The 20,794-nt window shown below is 41.9% G+C and carries 13 protein-coding genes and 3 tRNA genes; 9 read left to right on the forward strand and 7 right to left on the reverse strand.

What is annotated here, in order from left to right:
• The first annotated feature begins 106 nt into the window (after nucleotides 1-106).
• Nucleotides 107-1,813, forward strand: coding sequence for a glycoside hydrolase family 3 protein (locus BFS30_RS05900; RefSeq protein WP_069378427.1), 1,707 nt, complete (start codon nucleotides 107-109; stop codon nucleotides 1,811-1,813).
• A gap of 56 nt (nucleotides 1,814-1,869) precedes the next feature.
• Here BFS30_RS05900 and BFS30_RS05905 read toward each other — a convergent pair whose 3' ends face one another.
• The gene (locus BFS30_RS05905) at nucleotides 1,870-2,367 is read right to left on the reverse strand and encodes a thioredoxin family protein (protein WP_069378428.1); all 498 of its coding nucleotides are present in this window, start codon (nucleotides 2,365-2,367) and stop codon (nucleotides 1,870-1,872) included.
• Between the two features lie 168 nt (nucleotides 2,368-2,535).
• Here BFS30_RS05905 and BFS30_RS05910 point away from each other — a divergent pair, with 168 nt between their 5' ends.
• The 5 genes from BFS30_RS05910 (at nucleotide 2,536) to BFS30_RS05930 (ending at nucleotide 12,587) form a co-directional block, all read left to right on the forward strand.
• Entirely contained in the window at nucleotides 2,536-5,775 is a 3,240-nt protein-coding gene (locus BFS30_RS05910; RefSeq protein ID WP_069378429.1) for a UvrD-helicase domain-containing protein, read from the forward strand.
• Nucleotides 5,776-5,777: 2 nt separating this feature from the next.
• Nucleotides 5,778-8,690 (forward strand): PD-(D/E)XK nuclease family protein, encoded by a 2,913-nt coding sequence (locus BFS30_RS05915; protein WP_069378430.1) that lies wholly within the window; start codon nucleotides 5,778-5,780, stop codon nucleotides 8,688-8,690.
• A 6-nt stretch (nucleotides 8,691-8,696) separates the two neighbouring features.
• Nucleotides 8,697-9,059 carry a bleomycin resistance protein gene (locus tag BFS30_RS05920; protein ID WP_069378431.1) on the forward strand — a complete coding sequence of 121 codons (363 nt, stop codon included), beginning with the start codon at nucleotides 8,697-8,699 and terminating at the stop codon, nucleotides 9,057-9,059.
• A 67-nt stretch (nucleotides 9,060-9,126) separates the two neighbouring features.
• On the forward strand, nucleotides 9,127-10,113 hold the full coding sequence (locus tag BFS30_RS05925) for a pyruvate dehydrogenase complex E1 component subunit beta (RefSeq protein WP_069378432.1): 987 nt from the start codon (nucleotides 9,127-9,129) through the stop codon (nucleotides 10,111-10,113).
• Nucleotides 10,114-10,286: 173 nt separating this feature from the next.
• Nucleotides 10,287-12,587, forward strand: a complete 2,301-nt coding sequence (locus BFS30_RS05930) for a Tex family protein (protein WP_069378433.1) — start codon at nucleotides 10,287-10,289, stop codon at nucleotides 12,585-12,587.
• Nucleotides 12,588-12,641: 54 nt separating this feature from the next.
• Here BFS30_RS05930 and BFS30_RS05935 read toward each other — a convergent pair whose 3' ends face one another.
• The 3 genes from BFS30_RS05935 to BFS30_RS27700 all read right to left on the reverse strand — a co-directional run bounded on the left by BFS30_RS05935 (nucleotide 12,642) and on the right by BFS30_RS27700 (nucleotide 15,716).
• Nucleotides 12,642-14,066 (reverse strand): RtcB family protein, encoded by a 1,425-nt coding sequence (locus tag BFS30_RS05935; RefSeq protein ID WP_069378434.1) that lies wholly within the window; start codon nucleotides 14,064-14,066, stop codon nucleotides 12,642-12,644.
• 67 nt (nucleotides 14,067-14,133) lie between these two features.
• Nucleotides 14,134-15,228, reverse strand: a complete 1,095-nt coding sequence (locus BFS30_RS05940; RefSeq protein ID WP_069378435.1) for a slipin family protein — start codon at nucleotides 15,226-15,228, stop codon at nucleotides 14,134-14,136.
• A gap of 430 nt (nucleotides 15,229-15,658) precedes the next feature.
• Nucleotides 15,659-15,716 (reverse strand) — tRNA-OTHER (locus BFS30_RS27700).
• A 414-nt stretch (nucleotides 15,717-16,130) separates the two neighbouring features.
• On the opposite strand from BFS30_RS27700, the gene BFS30_RS05950 reads away from it, so the two are divergent.
• Complete coding sequence (locus BFS30_RS05950) at nucleotides 16,131-17,165, forward strand: helix-turn-helix transcriptional regulator (RefSeq protein WP_069378437.1); 1,035 nt, start codon at nucleotides 16,131-16,133, stop codon at nucleotides 17,163-17,165.
• Nucleotides 17,166-17,213: 48 nt separating this feature from the next.
• Here BFS30_RS05950 and BFS30_RS05955 read toward each other — a convergent pair whose 3' ends face one another.
• The 3 genes from BFS30_RS05955 to BFS30_RS05965 all read right to left on the reverse strand — a co-directional run bounded on the left by BFS30_RS05955 (nucleotide 17,214) and on the right by BFS30_RS05965 (nucleotide 20,189).
• A complete protein-coding gene (locus BFS30_RS05955; protein WP_069378438.1) occupies nucleotides 17,214-18,614 on the reverse strand; it encodes an RtcB family protein in 1,401 nt (466 codons plus the stop codon).
• A 5-nt stretch (nucleotides 18,615-18,619) separates the two neighbouring features.
• Nucleotides 18,620-19,387, reverse strand: coding sequence for a hypothetical protein (locus BFS30_RS05960; protein ID WP_069378439.1), 768 nt, complete (start codon nucleotides 19,385-19,387; stop codon nucleotides 18,620-18,622).
• Between the two features lie 328 nt (nucleotides 19,388-19,715).
• Nucleotides 19,716-20,189 (reverse strand): Lrp/AsnC ligand binding domain-containing protein, encoded by a 474-nt coding sequence (locus BFS30_RS05965; RefSeq protein ID WP_069378440.1) that lies wholly within the window; start codon nucleotides 20,187-20,189, stop codon nucleotides 19,716-19,718.
• Between the two features lie 152 nt (nucleotides 20,190-20,341).
• On the opposite strand from BFS30_RS05965, the gene BFS30_RS27705 reads away from it, so the two are divergent.
• Together BFS30_RS27705 and BFS30_RS27710 are read left to right on the forward strand one after the other, a co-directional pair.
• A tRNA-Asp gene (locus tag BFS30_RS27705) sits at nucleotides 20,342-20,449 on the forward strand.
• A 101-nt stretch (nucleotides 20,450-20,550) separates the two neighbouring features.
• A tRNA-Asp gene (locus BFS30_RS27710) sits at nucleotides 20,551-20,696 on the forward strand.
• The last annotated feature ends 98 nt before the right edge of the window (nucleotides 20,697-20,794 follow it).

Here is a 20,794-nt window from a genome sequence, read left to right on the forward strand (position 1 = left end):
GGGGTTCTTTTTTTTAACCCAATTTCTCCCCCTTTTTTGTTACATCAGCCTTCCTTTTATCTGAATGCTTTTTGTTTAACTTTGAGATTTAACCAAGCACAACTAAATGAAATTGAAGTATCCTATAGCCGCTCTCGTAATTCTATTCGGTGGGCTGTCATCAGCTCAGGCACAGAAGAAAACCTACCTGGAAACTTTAGCGAGCCCGAACCAATGGGTGGATTCCGTATTTAATAAGCTAAATAAGCGTCAGAAGATTGCACAGATGTTCTTTGTCAGGGCGCATACTGATATGGGTAAAGTCTATGAAGACTCTATAGGCAGGGTAATTAAAAAAGAAAAGATTGGTGGTCTGGTCTTCTTTCAGGGTGGTCCCGTCAGGCAGGCGGTATTAACCAATCAATATCAATCTCTGGCACGTGTTCCTTTACTCATCACCTCTGATGGAGAATGGGGGCTGGGGATGCGCTTGGATAGTACCATTTCTTATCCTTACCAGATGGCATTGGGTGCCATTCAGGATAAACAGCTGATTTATAAGATGGGATTGGAAGTAGCTAAAGATTATAAGCGGATCGGTATGCACATGAACCTTGCCCCGGATGTGGATGTCAATAACAATGCTAAAAACCCGGTGATCAATTTCAGGTCATTTGGTGAAAATAAATACAATGTAACAGCTAAAGCCTCGGCTTATATGAAAGGAATGCAGGACGGCGGACTGCTGGTGAGCTTGAAACACTTTCCGGGACATGGAGATACCGATGTGGATTCACATTATGATCTTCCAAAACTACCTTTTACCAAGGCGCGGCTGGATAGCCTGGAGATTTATCCTTTCAGAGAATTGATTAAAGAAGGTGCAGCAGGAGTGATGATTGCTCATATGAATATTCCGGCACTGGACAATACACCTAATATGCCCTCCACTTTATCTAAACCAATTGTTACTGGTATCTTAAAAGAAGAGCTTGGATTTAAAGGCATCATTATTTCTGATGCAATGGGAATGAAAGGAGTGGTGAAATACTTTAAAGACGGGGAAGCAGATGTTATGGGGATCATTGCCGGGAACGACATTCTGGAGCTTTCAGAGAATAGTGCGCGTGCCATTAAACTGGTTCGTAAAGCGGTGAGAGAAGGCCGGATCAGTATGGACAGGATTGATGAAAGTGTAAAGAAAATCCTGACGGCAAAATATTGGGCTGGCTTAAATGTAAAAGACACAGTGAATGAACAGCATGTTTTTTCAGAAGTAAACAGACTGGAGAGTCAGGCTTTGTTGCAACAGCTGGCGGATGCTTCCATGACCGTTTTAAGGGGAAAACAATTTCTTAAAACATTGTCAGCAGAAAAAAGAACAATCATTATCAGTATCGGTACGCCTAATGTAACTACTTTCCAGAAAGACCTGGCAACGTATTACAAAAATTCAGTTTTTTATACCCTGGATAAAAATGCCAACGCCAATGCCATTGCAAAGGTAACGAGAGAAATTTCTGGTTTTGATCAGGTAATCATAGGGATTCATGATGCGAGAAACCGTCCGGGAAATGGAATGGTGTTAACTGCCGATTTAAAGATGTTTATCAAAGATATGGCAGATAAAAATGCGGTATTTGCACTGTTTGCCAACCCCTATAACATGAGTACCTTACCTGGCCTTGAAAATAGTAAGGGCTTGATTGTGGCTTATCAGAAAGAAGATTTTATGCAACGTGCAGCAGCTTCAGTTCTTAAAAATCAATTTGTCCCATCAGGGAAATTGCCGGTAACGGTAAGTGCGGCATTTAAATACGGAGACGGAGAATAAGAAAATCCTGCAGCGCTGATCGTTGAGATCAGTGCTGCAGGATCATTTTAAAATACTTATTTGTTATGCTCTGGTTTTAGTGCAGCAACATTCCAGTTTTTCAGAAACTCGGTTACTTTTTTAACACTATGTCCTTTGCCTTCTTCCAGATAGGCTGAATTCTGGGTATGTAGTAATTTTCCATCCCCATCAAGAATCAGAAATACCGGAAACCCAAAACGCCCCGGATAATTCAATTTCGCCAATACCGCCTCATTCTTGTTCTCCTTGCTATAATTTACAAGGACTGTTTCATAATTGTCATTAAGAACCGTTTTAAGTTCAGGGGTATCTGCTACCAGATTATGGAAGGCGATACACCAGGAGCACCAGTTACCACCAACTTGTATAAATACGTGTTTGCCTTCTTTTTTGGCTTTGGCTACAGCAGCGTCAATGTCGGCCTGCGCATTAGCTGAAGGATTGTAAATCTTTACGGCTTCTTTTGTTGCCTGAGCAAAACTGCTTGTTGAAATGGCTGCAAAAGTAAAAAGGATTAAAGCTATTCTTTTCATTGTCATGTGTTTTATCGTTTAATAAGCGTTCTTTTCAAACGCCCATAGATGCTAAATCAAAAGTAAGAAACTATTGAGATCTTTGTGTAATCATAATATAAAATTGTCTACTAATTAAGTCGTCTACTATTTTGCAAAAACCTCAGCAGAATATTTTAGCTTTACCTAATGCCGCAACAGCCTCTAAAAATATTACAAGCTTCCGCAGGATCCGGTAAAACATTCAGTCTTACAGCACATTATTTAACCTTACTGCTGTCTGGAGAAACGAAATACCGTGAAATTCTGGCGGTCACCTTTACCAATAAGGCTACCGAAGAGATGAAAACCAGGATCATGGAAGTGCTTAGAGGCTTTGCATTGGGACAGGAAGAGGTAGAAGATTACAGAATCCTGGTTTTGCAGGCCCATCCTGATTTAAACAGAACCCTCCTGCAGGAAAAATCAGAAAGGATCTATAAAAAAATATTACACGATTACAGCCGCTTTTCTGTCAGTACCATCGATGGTTTTGTACAGAAGGTCATTAGGGGTTTTGCTTTTGAGCTGGGCTTAGATTCCGGATACGCCCTGGAAATGAACTTTGAAAAGGTAAAAAATGAGCTGGCCGATAAGCTGGATGAACAGATGGATAGTAATCCTAATCTGCTGCAATGGATTATCGATCTGGCCATGGACCGGATCAATAATAACATTAGCTGGAATTATAGAAATGAGCTGATAGATCTTGCCGGCGAAATATTCAAAGAACGTTACCAACCCTTCGACAATGCGATCCAGGAGCTTATCCAGCATAGTGATTTAAATGTGATGTTCGGAGAGTACAGTAAATCTACCCGGCAGCAGATCACTTTATTTGAAAGCGACCTCAAAGAAAGAGCGCTGCGTGCCAATGCCTTATTTGAATCGGCTAATATCAGTACCGATCAGCTGAAAGGAAAATCGCGCTCTCCCTTGCTGTCCATTTCAAAGATTGCCGATGGTGATTTTCCCAAAATTGAAAGCATTGCAAAACTGATCAATGAACCGGAAGAATGGTTTAAAGCAGGGACAAATGATGCTTTATATCCAAGCCTCAATCCAATGCTGGATCAATTGTATCAATGCTATATCTCTGGCTTGCCGGATTATATCCTGGCACAGGCTTTTAATAAAAATTTATATTACCTGCGCCTGATGCAGGAAATGGCCGTTCTCCTTAAAACTTACCGGCAGGAGAGTGGCAACCTCCTGATCAGTGATGCCCAAAATCTCCTGAAAGGAATTACCGGTAACGACGACGATAACCCGGCCTTTATCTGGGAAAAGACCGGAAGCCGGTACCGTCATTTTCTGTTTGATGAATTTCAGGATACCTCCGCCAATCAATGGGGAAACTTTAAACCCCTTTTGAAGAACGCCATGGCAGAAGCCAATGGCAGGCTGATTGACCATCTGATTGTGGGCGATGTAAAACAATCGATCTACCGCTGGCGTAACGGGGATTGGAATATCCTTCATCAGCAGGCCAAAAAGGACATTGGGGAAAGTTATGTGACCGCCGCTAATCTGGAGGAAAACTACAGAAGTACGGAAAATATCATTCTGTTTAACAACATGCTTTTTAAAGCTTTACCAATGTTGATGCAGGGACGATTGAATGAAACTATAGCCGCACAGGAGGCCAATCAGAAACTCACCGGCTGGTGGGAAGAAAGAGGCCTTGGTCATATCATTACAGATGTTTATGCAGAGGTGGCTCAAAAACTTACTCCGAAAACCGCTTCCGGTGGAAGTATTGACTTCTCTGTTTTAAAAACGGATGCCGATGGGGCAAGTCTGGGAAGAACCGGATTTAAGGAGGAGGCTTTAAGAAGAATGGTCGCTACGCTAACCCGTCTTATTGTCGAAGAGCAGCGATATAAGGCCGGAGATGCCTGTGTCCTGGTGCGTTCCAATTCAGAGGCCATTGCAGTTGTAGATGCCTTAATGGAGAACAACATCAATGTGATTTCCGGAGAGGCTTTGCTTATCGAAAATAATATAGCAATAAAGATCCTGATCAATACCCTGATGGTAATGGCAGGACTTCCAAATAACACGGCCTTATATAAGGCGAATTGCATCAGTTTATATGCACAGCTAAAGGAGGAAAAAGTACAATCGGAACAGCTGTTTAACCTAAAAATTAAAGGCCTGGAAGACTTATCCGATATTTTGCCCGCCGGGCTTTGTGAAAACTGGAAAAGCTGGATGCAGCAACCGCTTCCTGAATTATTGGAAAAACTGATCCATGCTTACGGCTTAAGTCAGCCCAGCCATGCCGCTCAGCTGCCTTACCTGTTTGCATTGAGGGATCTGGCGGGAAACTTTGCCCGACAGGGAGAAAAAGGAATCACTTCTTTTCTTACCTATTGGGAAGAAGAAGGACGTAGAAAAACATTGCCATCTTCAGAAAATACAGATGCAGTGCAGGTAATTACCATTCATAAATCTAAAGGACTTGCCTTTAAAATGGTAATGGTGCCATTCTGTAACTGGGAAATCAATGGTAAGCCCAATAGCATCTTCTGGGTGCCTACAGAGCATACGCCTTATCATCAGCTGCAGAGTATCCCCTTGAAATATAGTAAGGAACTGGGCCAGTCTGCAGTAGCCATTCCCTATTATGAAGAATTGTTGTACAATAATATGGATGCGCTCAATATGTTGTATGTAGCTACGACAAGAACAAAGGAATACCTGTACATCACCTGTCTGGGGAAAAAAACGGATACCATCAGTACCATTGGAGACCTTCTGGCGATGACCCTGCAAGAGCAGCTAAATGAAGAAGGAAGCTTTATCGTGGATGAACCTGTAATCAAAAAGACCGGTTCATCAGCCCAGAAAGAAGCGCATCCGGAGATGATTAGCCTTCAGGAATATCCAACTTCGGGACGATTGAATGAAGTATTCAATAATAAGTTGAAAAGAAGGGAGCTGGAAATGCTCACCGGTACAAATGCAGGCAGGGAGGGGAGTATTTTACATGAAGTTCTTGCCCTTTCAGCGAATGCTGCGCAGGCAGATGAAGTGCTGAAGACCATGCTCAATGAAGGGGTCTTTAAATCAGAAGAGCTTCCTGCACTGAGAAGACAGGCGGTAAATGTATTGGAACATAGCGAATTACAGGCCTTGCTCGGAACGGGTAAAGAAACAATTAATGAAAAAAGTATTATAGATATCCGCGGAAAAACATACCGTCCGGATAAAGTGTTGATCTCAGGAAACGAAGTGGTGGTGATCGACTATAAATTCACCCTTAAGGAAAGTGATGCCCATATCAAACAGGTTTATGGATATCGGGACCTGCTGCTGGCTATGGGCTATCAGAAAGTACAGACCTATTTGTTTTATGCACATAGTGCTGAATTAAAATTAGTATAAAAATGACTGCGTTTTTAAAAGAAGTAGCGGAAGATCTGGTAGCACGATTGGGCAGAGACCTGCACCATGCTGCGGTTGTTTTTAACAACAAACGCCCGGTGCCTTATTTGCAGAACCACCTTGCAGATACGATAGGAAAACCTTTCTGGAGTCCCTCATTTTTTACCATTCAGGAGTTTTTTGCGCGCGCTACAGATTTACAGGTTGCCGATGGCTTTACCCAGTTCTTTACCTTGCTGCAGCAGTACAATAAATTACTGGCCGAAGAAGGTGGAAAAGCACTCAATCCTGATGTATTTTATCCCATTGCCAGAATCATTTTGAGTGACTTCTCGCAATTGGATAACGACCTGGTAAATGCGGATCAGCTGTTCCGGGAGCTGGAAGATATTGCGGTGATTGAAAAGGAATTTCAGCACCTGACGTCAGAGCAACAACAGTTTTTAGAACAATTCTGGTCTTCTTTCTCTTCAGGCAGGCAGCAGAACCATCAGGAACAGTTCATCCGTATGTGGAGGCGCATGCCTAAGCTATATCGGGGATTCCATGAGGCTTTGAAAGAGAGGGGATATACTACGATGGCCAATATCTACCGTCAGCTCGCGGAAGGGAAGGCAGACCGGTTATCTTTTATAGATGACTTCAGCGAAGGTAAACTCGTTTTTGCCGGTTTTAATGCACTCAGCAATGCAGAAGCAGTCATCTTTAAACGCTGGAATAAAGAAGAAAAAGCTTTGTTCTATTTCGATACGGATAACTATTACCTGCAGGATGAAACGCAGGAGGCGGGTTTGTTCCTGAGAAAAAATATACAGAAACTAGGCCTTCCGAATGCACTTGGGCCCAGTAAAGACCTGATCCGAAGCCATCAAAAAGAAATTAATGTATACAAAACGCAGGGACAAACTGCACAGGCAAAGATCCTGCAGCAGGAATTATTACAGGATTATCCGCTGCTTGAGGCAGCAGACAATGCCGGCAAAATAGCCCTGATTCTCGCTGATGAGAGCCTGCTCCTGCCGGTATTACAGACGATCCCTACCACATATCAGCATGCTGATGGAATTTCTAATATAGACCTCAACGTCACAATGGGATACCCGCTGCTGGCCACTTCTATTTTCGGTCTGGCAGACCTTTGGCTGAGCATTCAGGCGCAACTGATCGAAGGTAAAAAGGATACCGTTTATTACCGGGAGGTAGAGGCTTTTTTATCACATCCGCTTACCGGTGTGTCTGCTGAACAAAGAGATCTGGTACAACAGGAAATTTTAAAAGAACAATTAATAGAGGTTCCTGTGCTGACCTTACATGCAGATGAGTTATCCAGCCTGTTTTTTACCAAAGTACACAAGGGGTTGGCAGCGATAAATAACCTCCAGAAAATATTCAGGCTCATTCTGGAACGTCAACTGGAAGATAAAACGTTAAAACAAACGGAAGCAGATTTGTTTGGGGCGACCTTAAAAGAGTTAAACCGCCTGCACGACACCCTGGAAGATTATGCGGCTCAATTGCCACTTTCTTTCGTGCTTTCTCTTGTGCAAAAAGCAGTGCAGGGAATTGCGGTCCCCTTAAGTGGGGAGCCCTTGCAGGGAGTGCAGGTAATGGGGTTGCTGGAAAGCAGGAGCCTTGATTTTGAACATGTATATGTCCTGGGGGTGAACGAAGGAATCCTCCCACAGGTAAATGTTTCGCCAAGCTTTATTCCCGATAGCATCCGAAGGGCATATGGTTTGCCGGTAATCGAAAATCAGGATGCCATTTCTGCCTATATGTTTTACCGTTTATTGCAACGCTCAAAGAAAGTAAGCCTGGTTTATAACGGACAGGGGGATGATAACAATACCGGAGAGCCTAGCCGCTTCCTTCGTCAGCTGGAGTTTGAAAGTGGTTATACCTTTAAATATTTTGACCAGTCGCAATCTGTTGCTATCGGGTCAGCGCTGAATGTCGAGATAAAAAAAGAAGGAGAAACCCTCCGCAGGTTAAACTTATATCTGGATGGACAGGAGGGACCCTCTGCGAAATTGTCGGCGACGAGACTGACGACTTATCTCAACTGTCCGGTACAGTTTTTCTATAAATATATTGCCAAAATTGAAGAGCCGGAAGAGCTGGCAGAAAACCTGGAAGCAAATAGTATCGGCTCTACTTTACACCTTGTATTGGAGCGCTTTTATCAGAAACTTCAGGCCGAAAGCCCCTATATCACCAGGGAAAGGATTATTGATAACAGGAAAAACCTGGATGAACTCTGTAAACGTGCCTTTGCCTTTGTGATGTTTAAAGAGGAAGAGAAAATATTGGAGCACAATGGAATGCAGCAGGTTATGCTGGCCATTGTAGCCGAATATGCAAATGTGATCCTTGATCATGATGAAAATCAAGCTCCTTTTACCCTGGTAGAACTGGAAAATGATGAAGATTATGTCATCCCTTTTCCTATAAAGGTGAAAGGAGAGGAGCGGCAGCTGACCCTGTTTGGAATCATCGACCGTGTAGATCAGCGCAATGGGGTCACGAGAATCGTGGATTATAAAACAGGAAGAGACGAAATCGGCTTCTCTTCCATTGAAGAGCTTTTTGATACAGAAAGTAATAAACAAAACAAGGCACTCGTGCAAACTTTGTTCTATACCTACGTTTACGAACAGGCTAAAGGGATCACGGGGGTAGAACCCAACCTTTACATCATTCGTAAAATGCGGGAAGAAGGAACCTTGTTCTATCTGAGGGAAAACCGGAAAAAAGTGTTGCTACAGGCGGAACAACTCGACGATATGAAAGGAAATTTTACCAACCTGCTCCGGCAAAAACTGGAAGAATTGTTCAATCCTGATGTCCCTTTTGTACACACAACAGTAGCCGATAATTGCATGTATTGCCCTTACCTTACCCTTTGTGGAAAATAAAAAACTATGCCTATGCTTGTCTCTGCAGTACCCATTCTGGCTTCGGTAAATACAGCTGAAACCATCGCTTTTTACACCGGAAAATTAGACTTTACCTTTCATTCCGAATGGGATGGATACCTGATTTTTAGTAAAGATGACATCTCTTTACACTTCTGGCCAACCACCGATCCGGAGATTCCAAAGCATACCGGTTGTTATATCAATGTAAATAAAGTTGAGCAATTGTATCAACAATATGAGCCTCTGGGAGTGGTTCACCCAAATGGTAAGCTGGCAGAAATGGCCTGGGGAATGCACCAGTTCTCGATTTTAGACAACAATGGAAACATCATTCATTTTGGTGAACCGATGGAAAACAAAGTGTAATTAAAACACTACTTCATAATTAATTTACAATAGTTATATTTGCCAACAGTTAATATTTGAATATACAATGAGAGAAATTCAATTTAGAGAAGCGTTACGCGAAGCCCTAAGTGAAGAAATGCGTAAAAATGAGAACGTTTTCTTGATGGGTGAAGAGGTAGCGCAATACAATGGTGCTTATAAGGTAAGTCAGGGTATGTTAGACGAGTTTGGCGACAAACGCGTAATTGATACTCCTATTGCTGAATTAGGCTTTGCCGGTATTGGTATTGGCGCAGCAATGAATGGATTGATTCCGGTCATAGAATTTATGACTTTCAATTTCTCGTTGGTTGCTATTGATCAGATTATTAACGGTGCAGCCAAAATGTTGTCGATGAGCGGTGGACAGTTTCCTGTTCCGATCGTATTTCGTGGGCCAACCGGAAATGCAGGTCAGCTGGGTGCTCAGCACTCTCAGAACTTTGAAAACTGGTATGCAAACTGCCCGGGCTTAAAAGTTGTGGTTCCATCTACTCCTTACGAAGCTAAAGGTCTGTTAAAACAAGCTATCCTTGATCCGGATCCGGTAATTTTCATGGAGTCTGAAGTGATGTACGGCGATAAAGGAGAAGTTCCTGAAGAGGAATATTACCTGCCAATCGGTAAAGCAAACGTGGTTAAAGAAGGAAGCGATGTAACCATCGTTACTTTCGGTAAAATGTTAACCCGTGTGGTAAACCCGGCTGTAGAAGAGCTGACTAAAGATGGAATCAATGTAGAAGTAATCGATTTACGTACAGTACGTCCTATCGATTATGCAACTATCATCGAGTCTGTAAAGAAAACAAACCGTTTGGTAATTGTTGAAGAGGCATGGCCATTGGCTTCTATCTCTTCCGAGATTGCATTTAATATCCAAAAGAATGCTTTCGATTACCTAGATGCTCCGGTATTGCGTATCACTTGTGCGGATGTTCCACTTCCATATGCACCTACACTGATCGCAGCTAGCTTACCTAATGCTGAAAAAGTGATTAAAGCAGTTAAAGAAGTAATGTACGTAGCAAAATAAGCTATTTCATATACACTATGATATTATCCCGTTGGTCAAAACCCAGCGGGATTTTTTTTTATCCAACCTAACCGGGGCGCAACAATTCATTAACATTTTATTTATTTGAGGATGTCGATTGTTAGAATTAATTTTGGCCCCAATTGTACGTTAGAATACCAAAAGATCTTTAAATGAGTCACCATTCTAAAATAATTGCTGCTGAACTTTCGGTAGCTGAAAAGCAGGTTATTGCGACTATTGAATTGTTAGATGAAGGAGCAACTGTTCCTTTTATTTCGCGTTACCGTAAAGAAATGACGGGTAGCCTGGATGAAGTACAGGTGGCGGCTATCCGCGACAGGTTTCAGCAGCTTCGTGAGCTGGATAAGCGCAGAGAAGCAATCCTTAAAGCGCTGGCTGCCCTGGATAAGCTGAGCCCTGAACTGGAAGCTCAGATCAACGCGGCGACAAATATCGCAACAATTGAAGATATTTATCTTCCTTATAAGCCTAAGCGTAAAACAAGAGCCTCAGAAGCAAGAAAAAAAGGACTGGAACCTTTAGCACTGATGATTCTGGAACAAGGGAAAATTAATCCTGACTCAGAGGCCGAAGCCTTCTTAAATGCGGAACTGGGCGTAAACTCTACAGACGAAGCACTATCCGGAGCAAGGGACATCATTGCAGAGATCATCAATGAGCATGTTGACGTGAGAACTTCAATGCGCAGATATTTTCAGCAAAAAGCTTCCTTCAAATCCTCTGTCCTGAAGGGTAAAGAAGAAGAGGGAATTAAGTATAAAGATTACTTCGAATGGGAGGAACCCTTGAAAGCGGCACCATCACACCGTGTTCTTGCCATGAGAAGAGGAGAAAACGAATCTATCTTAAAATTGGAGACCATGCCGGAGGAAGAAGGCGCAATCTCTATTTTAGAAGAACAGTTTGTAAAAGGAAATACAGCGGGTAGTAAACAGGTAAAACTGGCTATTCAGGACTGCTATAAAAGATTGTTAGGCCCGGCAATGGAAACAGAAATCCGCTCTTTTTCTAAAGATAAAGCTGATGAGGAAGCCATCAGGGTATTTGCCGAAAATGCCAGACAACTCTTGTTGGCAGCACCAATGGGACAGAAAAATGTATTGGCCATCGACCCTGGATTCCGTACCGGATGTAAAGTGGTTTGCCTGGACAGACAAGGAAAGTTATTGGAAAATACAGCAATCTATCCACATACCGGACAAGGGAATGTGAAGAATGCAGCAGATAAAATTACGGAGCTTTGTAAAAAATATGAAATAGAAGCCATTGCTATCGGTAATGGTACTGCAGGAAGAGAAACAGAAGTGTTTATCCGTGGATTGCAATTGCCGGAAATCACAGTGGTGATGGTCAATGAAAACGGGGCTTCTATCTATTCGGCTTCAGATGTGGCAAGGGAAGAATTTCCAACCCAGGACATCACGGTTCGTGGTGCAGTTTCTATCGGCAGAAGATTAATGGACCCATTGGCAGAACTGGTAAAGATCGATCCTAAATCGATTGGTGTCGGACAGTATCAGCATGATGTGGATCAAAATAAATTGCAACAGTCTTTGGATGATACGGTAATGAGCTGCGTAAACGCGGTAGGAGTAGAGTTGAATACCGCTTCGAAACAGGTATTGGCTTATGTTTCCGGTCTTGGGCCGCAGCTGGCACAAAATATTGTAACCTATAGAAATGAGAATGGCGCGTTTAAAAACAGAGAGAGCCTGAAAAAGGTTCCCCGTTTAGGTGATAAAGCATTTGAGCAGGCTGCAGGATTCTTAAGGATCAGAAATGCAGAACATGTGCTGGATGCAAGTGGTGTGCATCCGGAGCGTTATGCTTTGGTGAATAAAATGGCCAGAGATCTGAACTGTACCGTTGCCCAACTGGTGAAAGATGCCGCGTTGAGAAAGCAAATCAAATTGCAGCAATATGTAAGTGAAGAGATCGGATTGCCAACATTAAATGACATCATGAATGAATTGGCTAAGCCGGGAAGAGATCCCCGGGAGCAATTTGAAGCATTCAGCTTCACCGATGGGGTAAACGAGATCTCAGACCTGAAAATCGGAATGAAGCTTCCTGGAATCGTCACAAATATTACCAATTTCGGCGCTTTTGTTGACATAGGTGTGCATCAGGATGGTTTGGTACATACCAGCCAGATGTCTGACCGCTTTATCGCAAACCCAAATGATGTGGTAAAAGTACACCAAAAGGTAGAGGTGACGGTTATGGAAGTGGATGTAGCACGTAAACGCATTTCCTTATCGATGAAAACAGGAGAGGCAAGGGCACCTAAGTCTAAAAATTCTGGAAAACCAGCAGATAAAGCGAAATCCTTTAACAAACCGTCAAATGCTAAGCCAAAACCTGCTCATAAACCTGAGCAAAAAGGAAAAGCACAACCGGAAGGTGACTTACAATTGAAACTGGAAGCGTTGAAAAATATGTTCAAATAACAATTCTTAAATAAATAGAAAAGGTTCGGAATATCATTTCCGAACCTTTTCTATTTAATCCTCCCGGCTCCCGTCATCGGCCATACGGACGATTTTCGGACTAAACCTGGCCACAACGTCTACGAGCTCTTTTTGAGCATCCATCACCAGGTTGATGTCTTTATAAGCCATAGGGGCTTCATCTAATCCGGCGCCAATTAAGGTAACTTTATGTTCCTTCAAGATAGCCCTCATCTGATCTCTGGAGATGTTCTGAATGGCTTTTGTTCGGCTCATCAATCTTCCGGCACCATGAGAAGCAGAGTTGATCGCTGCGGTCTCTCCTTTTCCGCGGACCAGGAAACCCGGAGCGGTCATAGAGCCTGGAATAATCCCCATCACTCCTTTACCGGCAGGGGTAGCCCCTTTACGGTGAACAATCACTTCTTCTCCGTTCCAGACCTCTTTCCAGGCAAAATTATGGTGGTTTTCTACCCTGGCCAACACCTCTGCTCCAATGGCTTTTGTTAGTTTCTTATGGATCACCTCATGACAGGCAGAAGCGTAATCACCCGCAAGGTTCATCGCCAGCCAGTATTCTTGTCCGGCTTCAGAATTCATATCCAGATAAGCCAGGTTTACGGCTTCCTGTGGAAGCTTACATAATTCTTTAGCCAGCCTGGTATAATGCCCGGCTACTGTTGCCCCAAATCCACGTGAGCCGGAATGCGTCAGTAAGGCAAGGTATTTTCCCTTCGGAATGTTTAAAGCACCATCGTCTTTCTCAAATTCAATAATCCCCCATTCCACAAAGTGATTTCCACCACCAGAGCTTCCCAGCTGTGAATAAGCCTTATCATGCAGGTTTTTGATCATCGGCGTCAGGTTAAACTCTGCACGCTCCAATACTTCATGATCTGCTTTATACTGGCCATGAAAACCATGCCCGGCGCCAAATTTAGTATGTGCAATCAATTCTCTTTTGAACTGAGCCTCATTTTCATGGAAATGGCTTTCTGAAATATCGAATACAGATAAGGCCATCCGACAACCGATGTCGACACCCACACCATATGGTATAATTGCATTACGGGTAGCTAAAACACCTCCTATCGGCAAACCGTAACCCTGATGTGCATCGGGCATTAATGCGCCTGCAACACTTACAGGTAACCTCATCGCAATGTTCATCTGTTTTCTCGCACCTTCTTCTATCTGGTCTCCCCCGTATACGGTATAAGCGGTTGCCTGTGCCGATAACGCAATCGTTTCATCTACTGGTGCCGCAGCTTCTTCAATGATGGCCGTGGCCAGTTTTTCCAGGATCTCATGATCGATGAACTGCTCTGGTTTTGCTTTTACTTCCAGCAATAAGGTGATGAGTTCTTCTTTGTTAAATTCCTCAAATCCTTTTTCAATCAGACTTAATGCAAGTCCGAGTGTTTTTCCGGGAGCATAACCTCTTTCAATGAGTTCGTTCCCATTTAATATATGTTTCATTATTTTATTCTTAATGATATAATGCTGTTCTCATTTCTATGAGCACATATTTTTAATATTACCCTAATTATTTAACAAAGATCTGCTTCAACTGATCGATCATTTGTCCGCTTCCGGATAAGCTGATCGTGTTGATCTTTTCTGCAATCTTCTCTACATATTCCATTTCTTTCAATTTATACAACATGGCATTATCTTCCATCAGTTTTGCCGTATTTAACAAACTTCTGGTAGAGGCGGTTTCCTCTCTTCTCGTAATCAGGTTGGCTTGTGCTCTTTTTTCAGCAATCAAAACCTGATTCATGATTTCTTTGATGTCACCTGGTAGTATAATGTCTTTCAATCCGCAGTTGAGTAATTCAACACCCAAAAGCGCGGCATTCGCTGCGGAGCTGGTCAAGACATGATTTGCAATCTTTTCCTTGCTTTCCATCAACTCATCAAAAGTTAGCCTTCCAATGAATTCTCTTAAAGATAACTGAATCAATACGTACAGTTGTTTCTCAAATTCCTTGTTTTCCAACAGGGCTTTGATGGCATCTGATACTTTGTACTGAACACTAAAGTTGATTCTCAACTGCGCTTTATCCTTGGTTAAAATTTCCTGGCCTGCGATTTCCATGTTCAGTTGTCTCAAGTCAGTTTTCAACACCTGGATCAGCGTGCTGTTGTTCCACCAGATGTAATTTCCTACTTCCAGTACACGTTCAAACTTTCCATCAACCATCATCAAAGCGGCTTCATAGCTCTCAATTCTGAAAGATTTGACATAAGGCTGCATCAAAGACTTTAACAAAGTGCTTTTATCTATGTTTTCAGTGATCTCATACTTATTCAGGTCCACATTCAGAAAGGAGTATTTGTTTAATCCGATCCAGAAAGCATATCTTCCGGCAGTCAAGACCTGCTTGAAGTTCTCATTTTGATAAACCAATACCAAAGTATTGTCTCTGACTTCCACCAGGTGTATCAGGTTTTCGAAATCTTTATTTTGTAAGAGTACATCCAGCTCCGTAGAAGCGATGAAGGTTTTAGACTGATCATAAACTTCCACAGTTTCTCCAAATCCCAACCAGTAGTTTCCGGCTGTTATTACTCTTTTGAATTCTCTGTTTTTGTAAACCAACCCCACAGAGTTGGTATTAATGGTTACTCTTTTCATATATTTTAATTTTGGTTGGTTTAATATTTGTTACTCCTGACATCAGGAAGAATGCTGCACTCTTTGAGCATTCTTCCGGCAGCTTTTCTATTTCATTTTTAACAAGCATTTTTGAAAAACATTCATCCAAAGGATACGGAAGTCCCGTCTGGTAGGAATATTCTGATCTTTAAAGATGCTTTACCTGCTTTCAATCCACCCTTTTCAGGATCGGTTCTTAAGGGGTATGGCATATTTGACAGATCAACATTCTTCTTTCCCGTTCCGGACTTTCAAAGTTTCTTTTGGATTGCTTTATTCCCGATCTCCTGATGATCGGGTTTTAAGCCGAATGTTTTTCTCCAATGCTTAACAGCGAGGGTTTGTGAAGTTCCTCTTCTTCTAAGTGGATCTTAAATCCATTGCATTACCAGTTTTGCTATTCCAATTTTGGTTGGAAGCAGGATTCGAACCTGCAATTTGTATTGCTCTACCTCTGAGCTATCCCGGAAAACCGGGAATGGGATTTGAACCCATGACCCATACATGTTATTGACAACCTATTACCTTAATTCGCCAGGATATGAAAGCATAATTGCTCCATACTTTGGGGCCATACAGAAACCCGCAACTGCGGACGCTAATGATGTAGTATTGCCATTCCCTTTCGGGAATATTTTTAAGTACTTATGTACTGATATGATTCAAAGAACTTGTCGTTGTGATTGACATTACAAAGATGCATGGGTCATAACGCAGTACAATTGCGCAGTTGTTTTTTATTTGGAGCTATTCTTTTATCTTTCTTATTATCAGGGTGATATTTTTAAATTTTCTCCAAATTAATGGCCTGCCGGTTTTAAATGCGCAGTTGTATTGCGTAGTCAAATGCTTTTATTACTTTTATAAAAAGGAAATTTCAGATGTCTATTAATAAATTAGCCCTCATCCGTTACAAAACCATTGATGAATGTTTAAAAAACCGGTTCCGGAAATGGAGTCTCGACGACCTGATTGAGAAGGTTGCTGCGGTACTATTCGAGTACGAAGGAATCAGCTCAGGGGTAAGTAAACGAACAGTTCAGTCGGATATCCAGATTATGAGGAGCGATAAGCTGGGCTATAATGCGCCTATTGTCGTTACCGACCGTAAATACTATGCTTATAGTGACCCTAATTACAGCATCACAAAAGCGCCGATCAATAACAACGATATTGAGAAGATGAAGGAGATTGTCGGGGTTTTAAAACAGTTTAATGGCTTTAGCTACTTTGATGAGATGAGTGATATGATTGCTAAGCTGGAAAACAACCTGTACAAATCTACCAATCAAAGCAAAAACTGCATTCAGTTCGAAAGCAATAAACAGCTCCGGGGCTTGAAATTTATTACTCCTCTGTACAGCGCAATACTGAATAAGGTGCCGCTGCTCATCGAGTATAAGTCTTTTAAGGCACTAAAGGCACAGCAAAGTATTTACTTCCCTTATCTCTTAAAGGAATATAGGAACCGCTGGTTCCTGATTGCAAAACCAAGAAAGGGCATGACGTTGATTACTTTGGCGCTTGACCGCATTCTGGAATTTCAGGAATTAACCAAAGAGCCATTCGTAGAATATAAAGGAGTTGATTTTGACCGCTATTTTGAAGATTTACTTGGAGTCACGAAATCTGAAAGAGATCGCCCTCATAAGGTGATCTTAAAAGTAAATAAAAAGAATGCCCCTTATGTACTGACCAAGCCTCTGCATCATAGTCAGGTCTTATTACAGGAAGATCACGATGGCATTATCATTAGGATCGATGTGGTATTGAACTTTGAACTGGAGCGGGAGATATTGGGTTTTGGAGAATGTATGAAAGTCCTGGGGCCAAGAAATCTGGCTTCCAGAATCAGGAAAAGACTGGAAGAGTCGGCAGCGCAATATAAAAATGAAGAATTCTTTCGCCAAAAATAAAGCCATCTTCAAAAAGAAGACGGCTTTATTTTTAATGATGCCCGGTCTTTAATCTCTGTTCATCCGGACAATCTTAGGAAAGAACTTTCCATGTACCTCAATCAGGTCTCTCTGGGCATGCATTACCCTTTCGATGTCTTTATAGGCCAATGGATTTTCCTCTACACTTCCACCAATTAAGGTTACGCCGGCGGTGGCCAGCATTTTTTTCAAAGCAGAGGCTGTGGTGTTGTTCTTTGCTTTTTGTCTGCTCATTGCCCTTCCGGCACCATGTGCAGCAGAGTGTAATGAATTTTCAATCCCTTTACCCATTACCAGATAAGCTGCGGTAGCCATACTTCCCGGAATAATGCCCAGTTCTCCCTGATGTGCAGGCGTGGCACCTTTACGGTGAATAATGACCTCTTTTCCATTAGCTAACTGATCTTTCCAGGCGAAATTATGGTGGTTTTCCACTTTCGCAAGCGCTTGTAAACCCAGGGATTTCAGCAGACTGGCATGGATCACATCATGACAGGCCCTGGCATAATCACCTGCAAGGTTCATACTTAACCAGTATTCCTGACCAGCTTCGGTATTCATATCCAGCCAGGCCAGGCTCTTTGCCTCTTTTGGTAACCTGCAGACATCCATGGCTATTTTGGTGTAATACATCGCTACATTAGCCCCTAAGCCGCGGCTTCCTGAATGCGAAAGTAAGGCCATATACTTCTTTGCCGGTAAACCCAGCGTATTGTTTTCATAGAGTTCTATTTCGCCAAATTCTACAAAGTGATTGCCGCTCCCGGAAGTACCCAGTTGTCTGAATGCTTTGCCATGAAGTTTCTTCAGCAGTTCTGTTTCTTTAAAAACCGGGCTGTCAAGAATGTCATGCTCCGGCTGTATGTCTAATGAGCCCTCCATTCCAAAATGGGTGAGTTCTCTTAAAGCCACTTTCATCTGGTGACTATAACGCTTAAAAAAACCATCACCTTCATCTATAATGCTCAGGGCCATTCTACAACCGATATCTACACCAACAGCATAAGGAATAACCGCATTATCTGTTGCCAGGACACCTCCAATGGGTAAGCCATAGCCGCTATGGGCATCTGGCATTAAAGCGCCCTGAGTAACAACAGGAAGTGACATGGCGAGTTCCATTTGTTTCTTTGCACCATGCTCTATCTCTTTGCTGCCATACGTCTTCAGCATTCCACTTTGCTGTAACAGATGGTAAGATTGGAAATTCACTTCCTTTACCTTATCCATAAATGTTTCGGCAATCTTGCCGAGGTGTTCGTCTTCTACATAATTCTCTGGTGTGTTTTTAATATTGATTAATAATTCTATGATCTGATTTTTAGTATGATGCTTGAAATTTTTAGCCATCGTATTGATCACCAGACTTCTTGCTTTATCATTGATATAACCTATTTTACTAAGTTCTTTTGTTTTTAAAATGCTCATCGCGTTTAATATTGTTGTTGTTCATCATTGGCACATTCCTCCAAAAGGTCGGATAATGTGCGGTTTCGTTTTGGAATCCGATAGCGGGGTTTTACTTCTTGTCCCCAGCCATATACGCTGTATCCTCTTCCGGTTATCTTGTTCATTCTGCGCCGCAAATAGTGGTTTGTGATATAATTATCCAGCAGTTGAATTTCCTGTTCCAGGAGGCCGTCCACCATTTTCACTTCAGTGATCATGTGTGGTTTTATTTGCAATACATAGCGCCAGGGCTCATTAAACCGGTAAACAAAACATTTCGTTTTTCCATCTTTACTCATCTTCTCGTATAAATGAAAATGTGCTTTCTCCGGTTCCGTCAGCTTTAAGCTATGGTGGTTCCAGTGCCATTCCGAAAACTCCTGCAGAAACTGTTTGATTACCTCAGGTCCTTTGTTTCTCCTGCGGGAACCTCTTCTTCTTTTCTTTACTTGGAAAGATTTATCCGGATGGTATTGCACCGTATTGATCTTTTCTAAAAGCGTGCTGAAAAATCCTGTAGAAGGAGACCTTTTGATGTCCTCCCGAACCACAAAATGACGTTTCCATCCTTTTTGGTAAGGGTTTGCAAGCGGAATCATGGGTAAATCATGTCTCTTTTGCCAAAGCAGGCCTTCCTTTTTAACGATTTGAATTAATTGCTTGTCGAAATCCTTTTTTTGTAATCGTTTCTTCCTTCTTGCAGATTTTAATCTATACTGCAAGACATCGAACGATTGTTCATAATTGTCCATTGGACTGTACTCAAAAAATATAATAGTAGTTGAATTGGATCAATTCATCCTCCGATTGGGGATATACCCTTATTGAGTTCGCCGCCGGACCTTGAAAATGTGGCAGACGATAGCGCAATATTGACCTATAAAGCCATATAGCTAATTACACAATACTAATAAAAGTGATGTGATGCGTCCGCCTGGATCAGGCAGCTTGCGAAAGGGGCGATATGTTGAAACGTTCAGTCATGATTCCTTTGTTTTAAACGATGAATAATAAGGAATTACTGCAAAGGTATCATTAAATTTAAACAGGAAGCAAATTTTTATAGAAAGACAGATTGAACTACAGTTCAATCTGTCTTCTGATACTTTCTTCCAGTGAGATCAAGGTCTCTGTACGTTGTATGCCCTCAACGGCCTGGATTTCTTCATTCAGGACATGTCTCAGGTGGTTGGTGTCCCTACAGATGATTTTGGCAAACATGCTGTAAGCACCGGTGGTATAGTGTAGTTCTACTACTTCTTTGATCTTACTCAGCTGAGCAACCGCATCTTTATATTGAATTCCTTTTTCCAGGTAAATCCCTAAAAAGGCACAGATGTCGTAACCCGCCTTTTGTGCATCAATGATCAGATGAGAACCTTTAATAATACCCATTTCCTGAAGTTTCTTCATCCTTACGTGGATGGTTCCGCCCGAAACGATCAGATCTTTAGCGATTTCTGTATAGGGTTTCGTAGCATCCTGCATCAACTGTTTTAATATGTCAATATCCAGGTTATCAATTTCTAAATTTTGGCTTTCTTTTTTAAGCATGATTTTGATATTTGTTAACGATATTCAAATATAATTATAAATATGGTAAAAATAAAATAATATGATTAAAATATTTGCAACGTATTAGGGTTGTTGTTACATTTGTATCAAGCAAGTAACAAAAAATAGTTCTTTAAGATTTGCTTTTACTCTGTAGGGTGGTGGAATTGGCAGACGCACCTCCTTGTCTCGGTGGTGGAGAATATGGAAAACCCGTAAGGGCTAACTACTCCTTGAAGGTTCGACTCCTTCCCCTACAGCAATGAGTTTTTGAGTGATAAGTTTTTTCAACTCTAAGTTAAGGTGCATTTAGAAATAAACAACTTAAAGCTTAAAACTCAGATGTAGTACTTTAACATAATGTTGGGTGGTGAAATTGGCAGACACGCCTCCTTGTCTCGGTGGTGGGGATAAATGGATAAACGTAGTTTATGGGTTGACCACAAATTGATTTTTTGAACTATAGCTAACTACCCCTTGAAGGTTCGACTCCTTCCCCAACAGCCAGTTTTTTTATGAATAATAAGTTAGTTAAAAAAGAGTGACCTTGGATGAGGTCACTCTCTTTTTAACGCCTCTTGCATTTAAAAATCCAAAACTTTAAT

Source organism: Pedobacter steynii, from assembly GCF_001721645.1.
In the GTDB taxonomy this organism is placed as follows: domain Bacteria; phylum Bacteroidota; class Bacteroidia; order Sphingobacteriales; family Sphingobacteriaceae; genus Pedobacter; species Pedobacter steynii_A.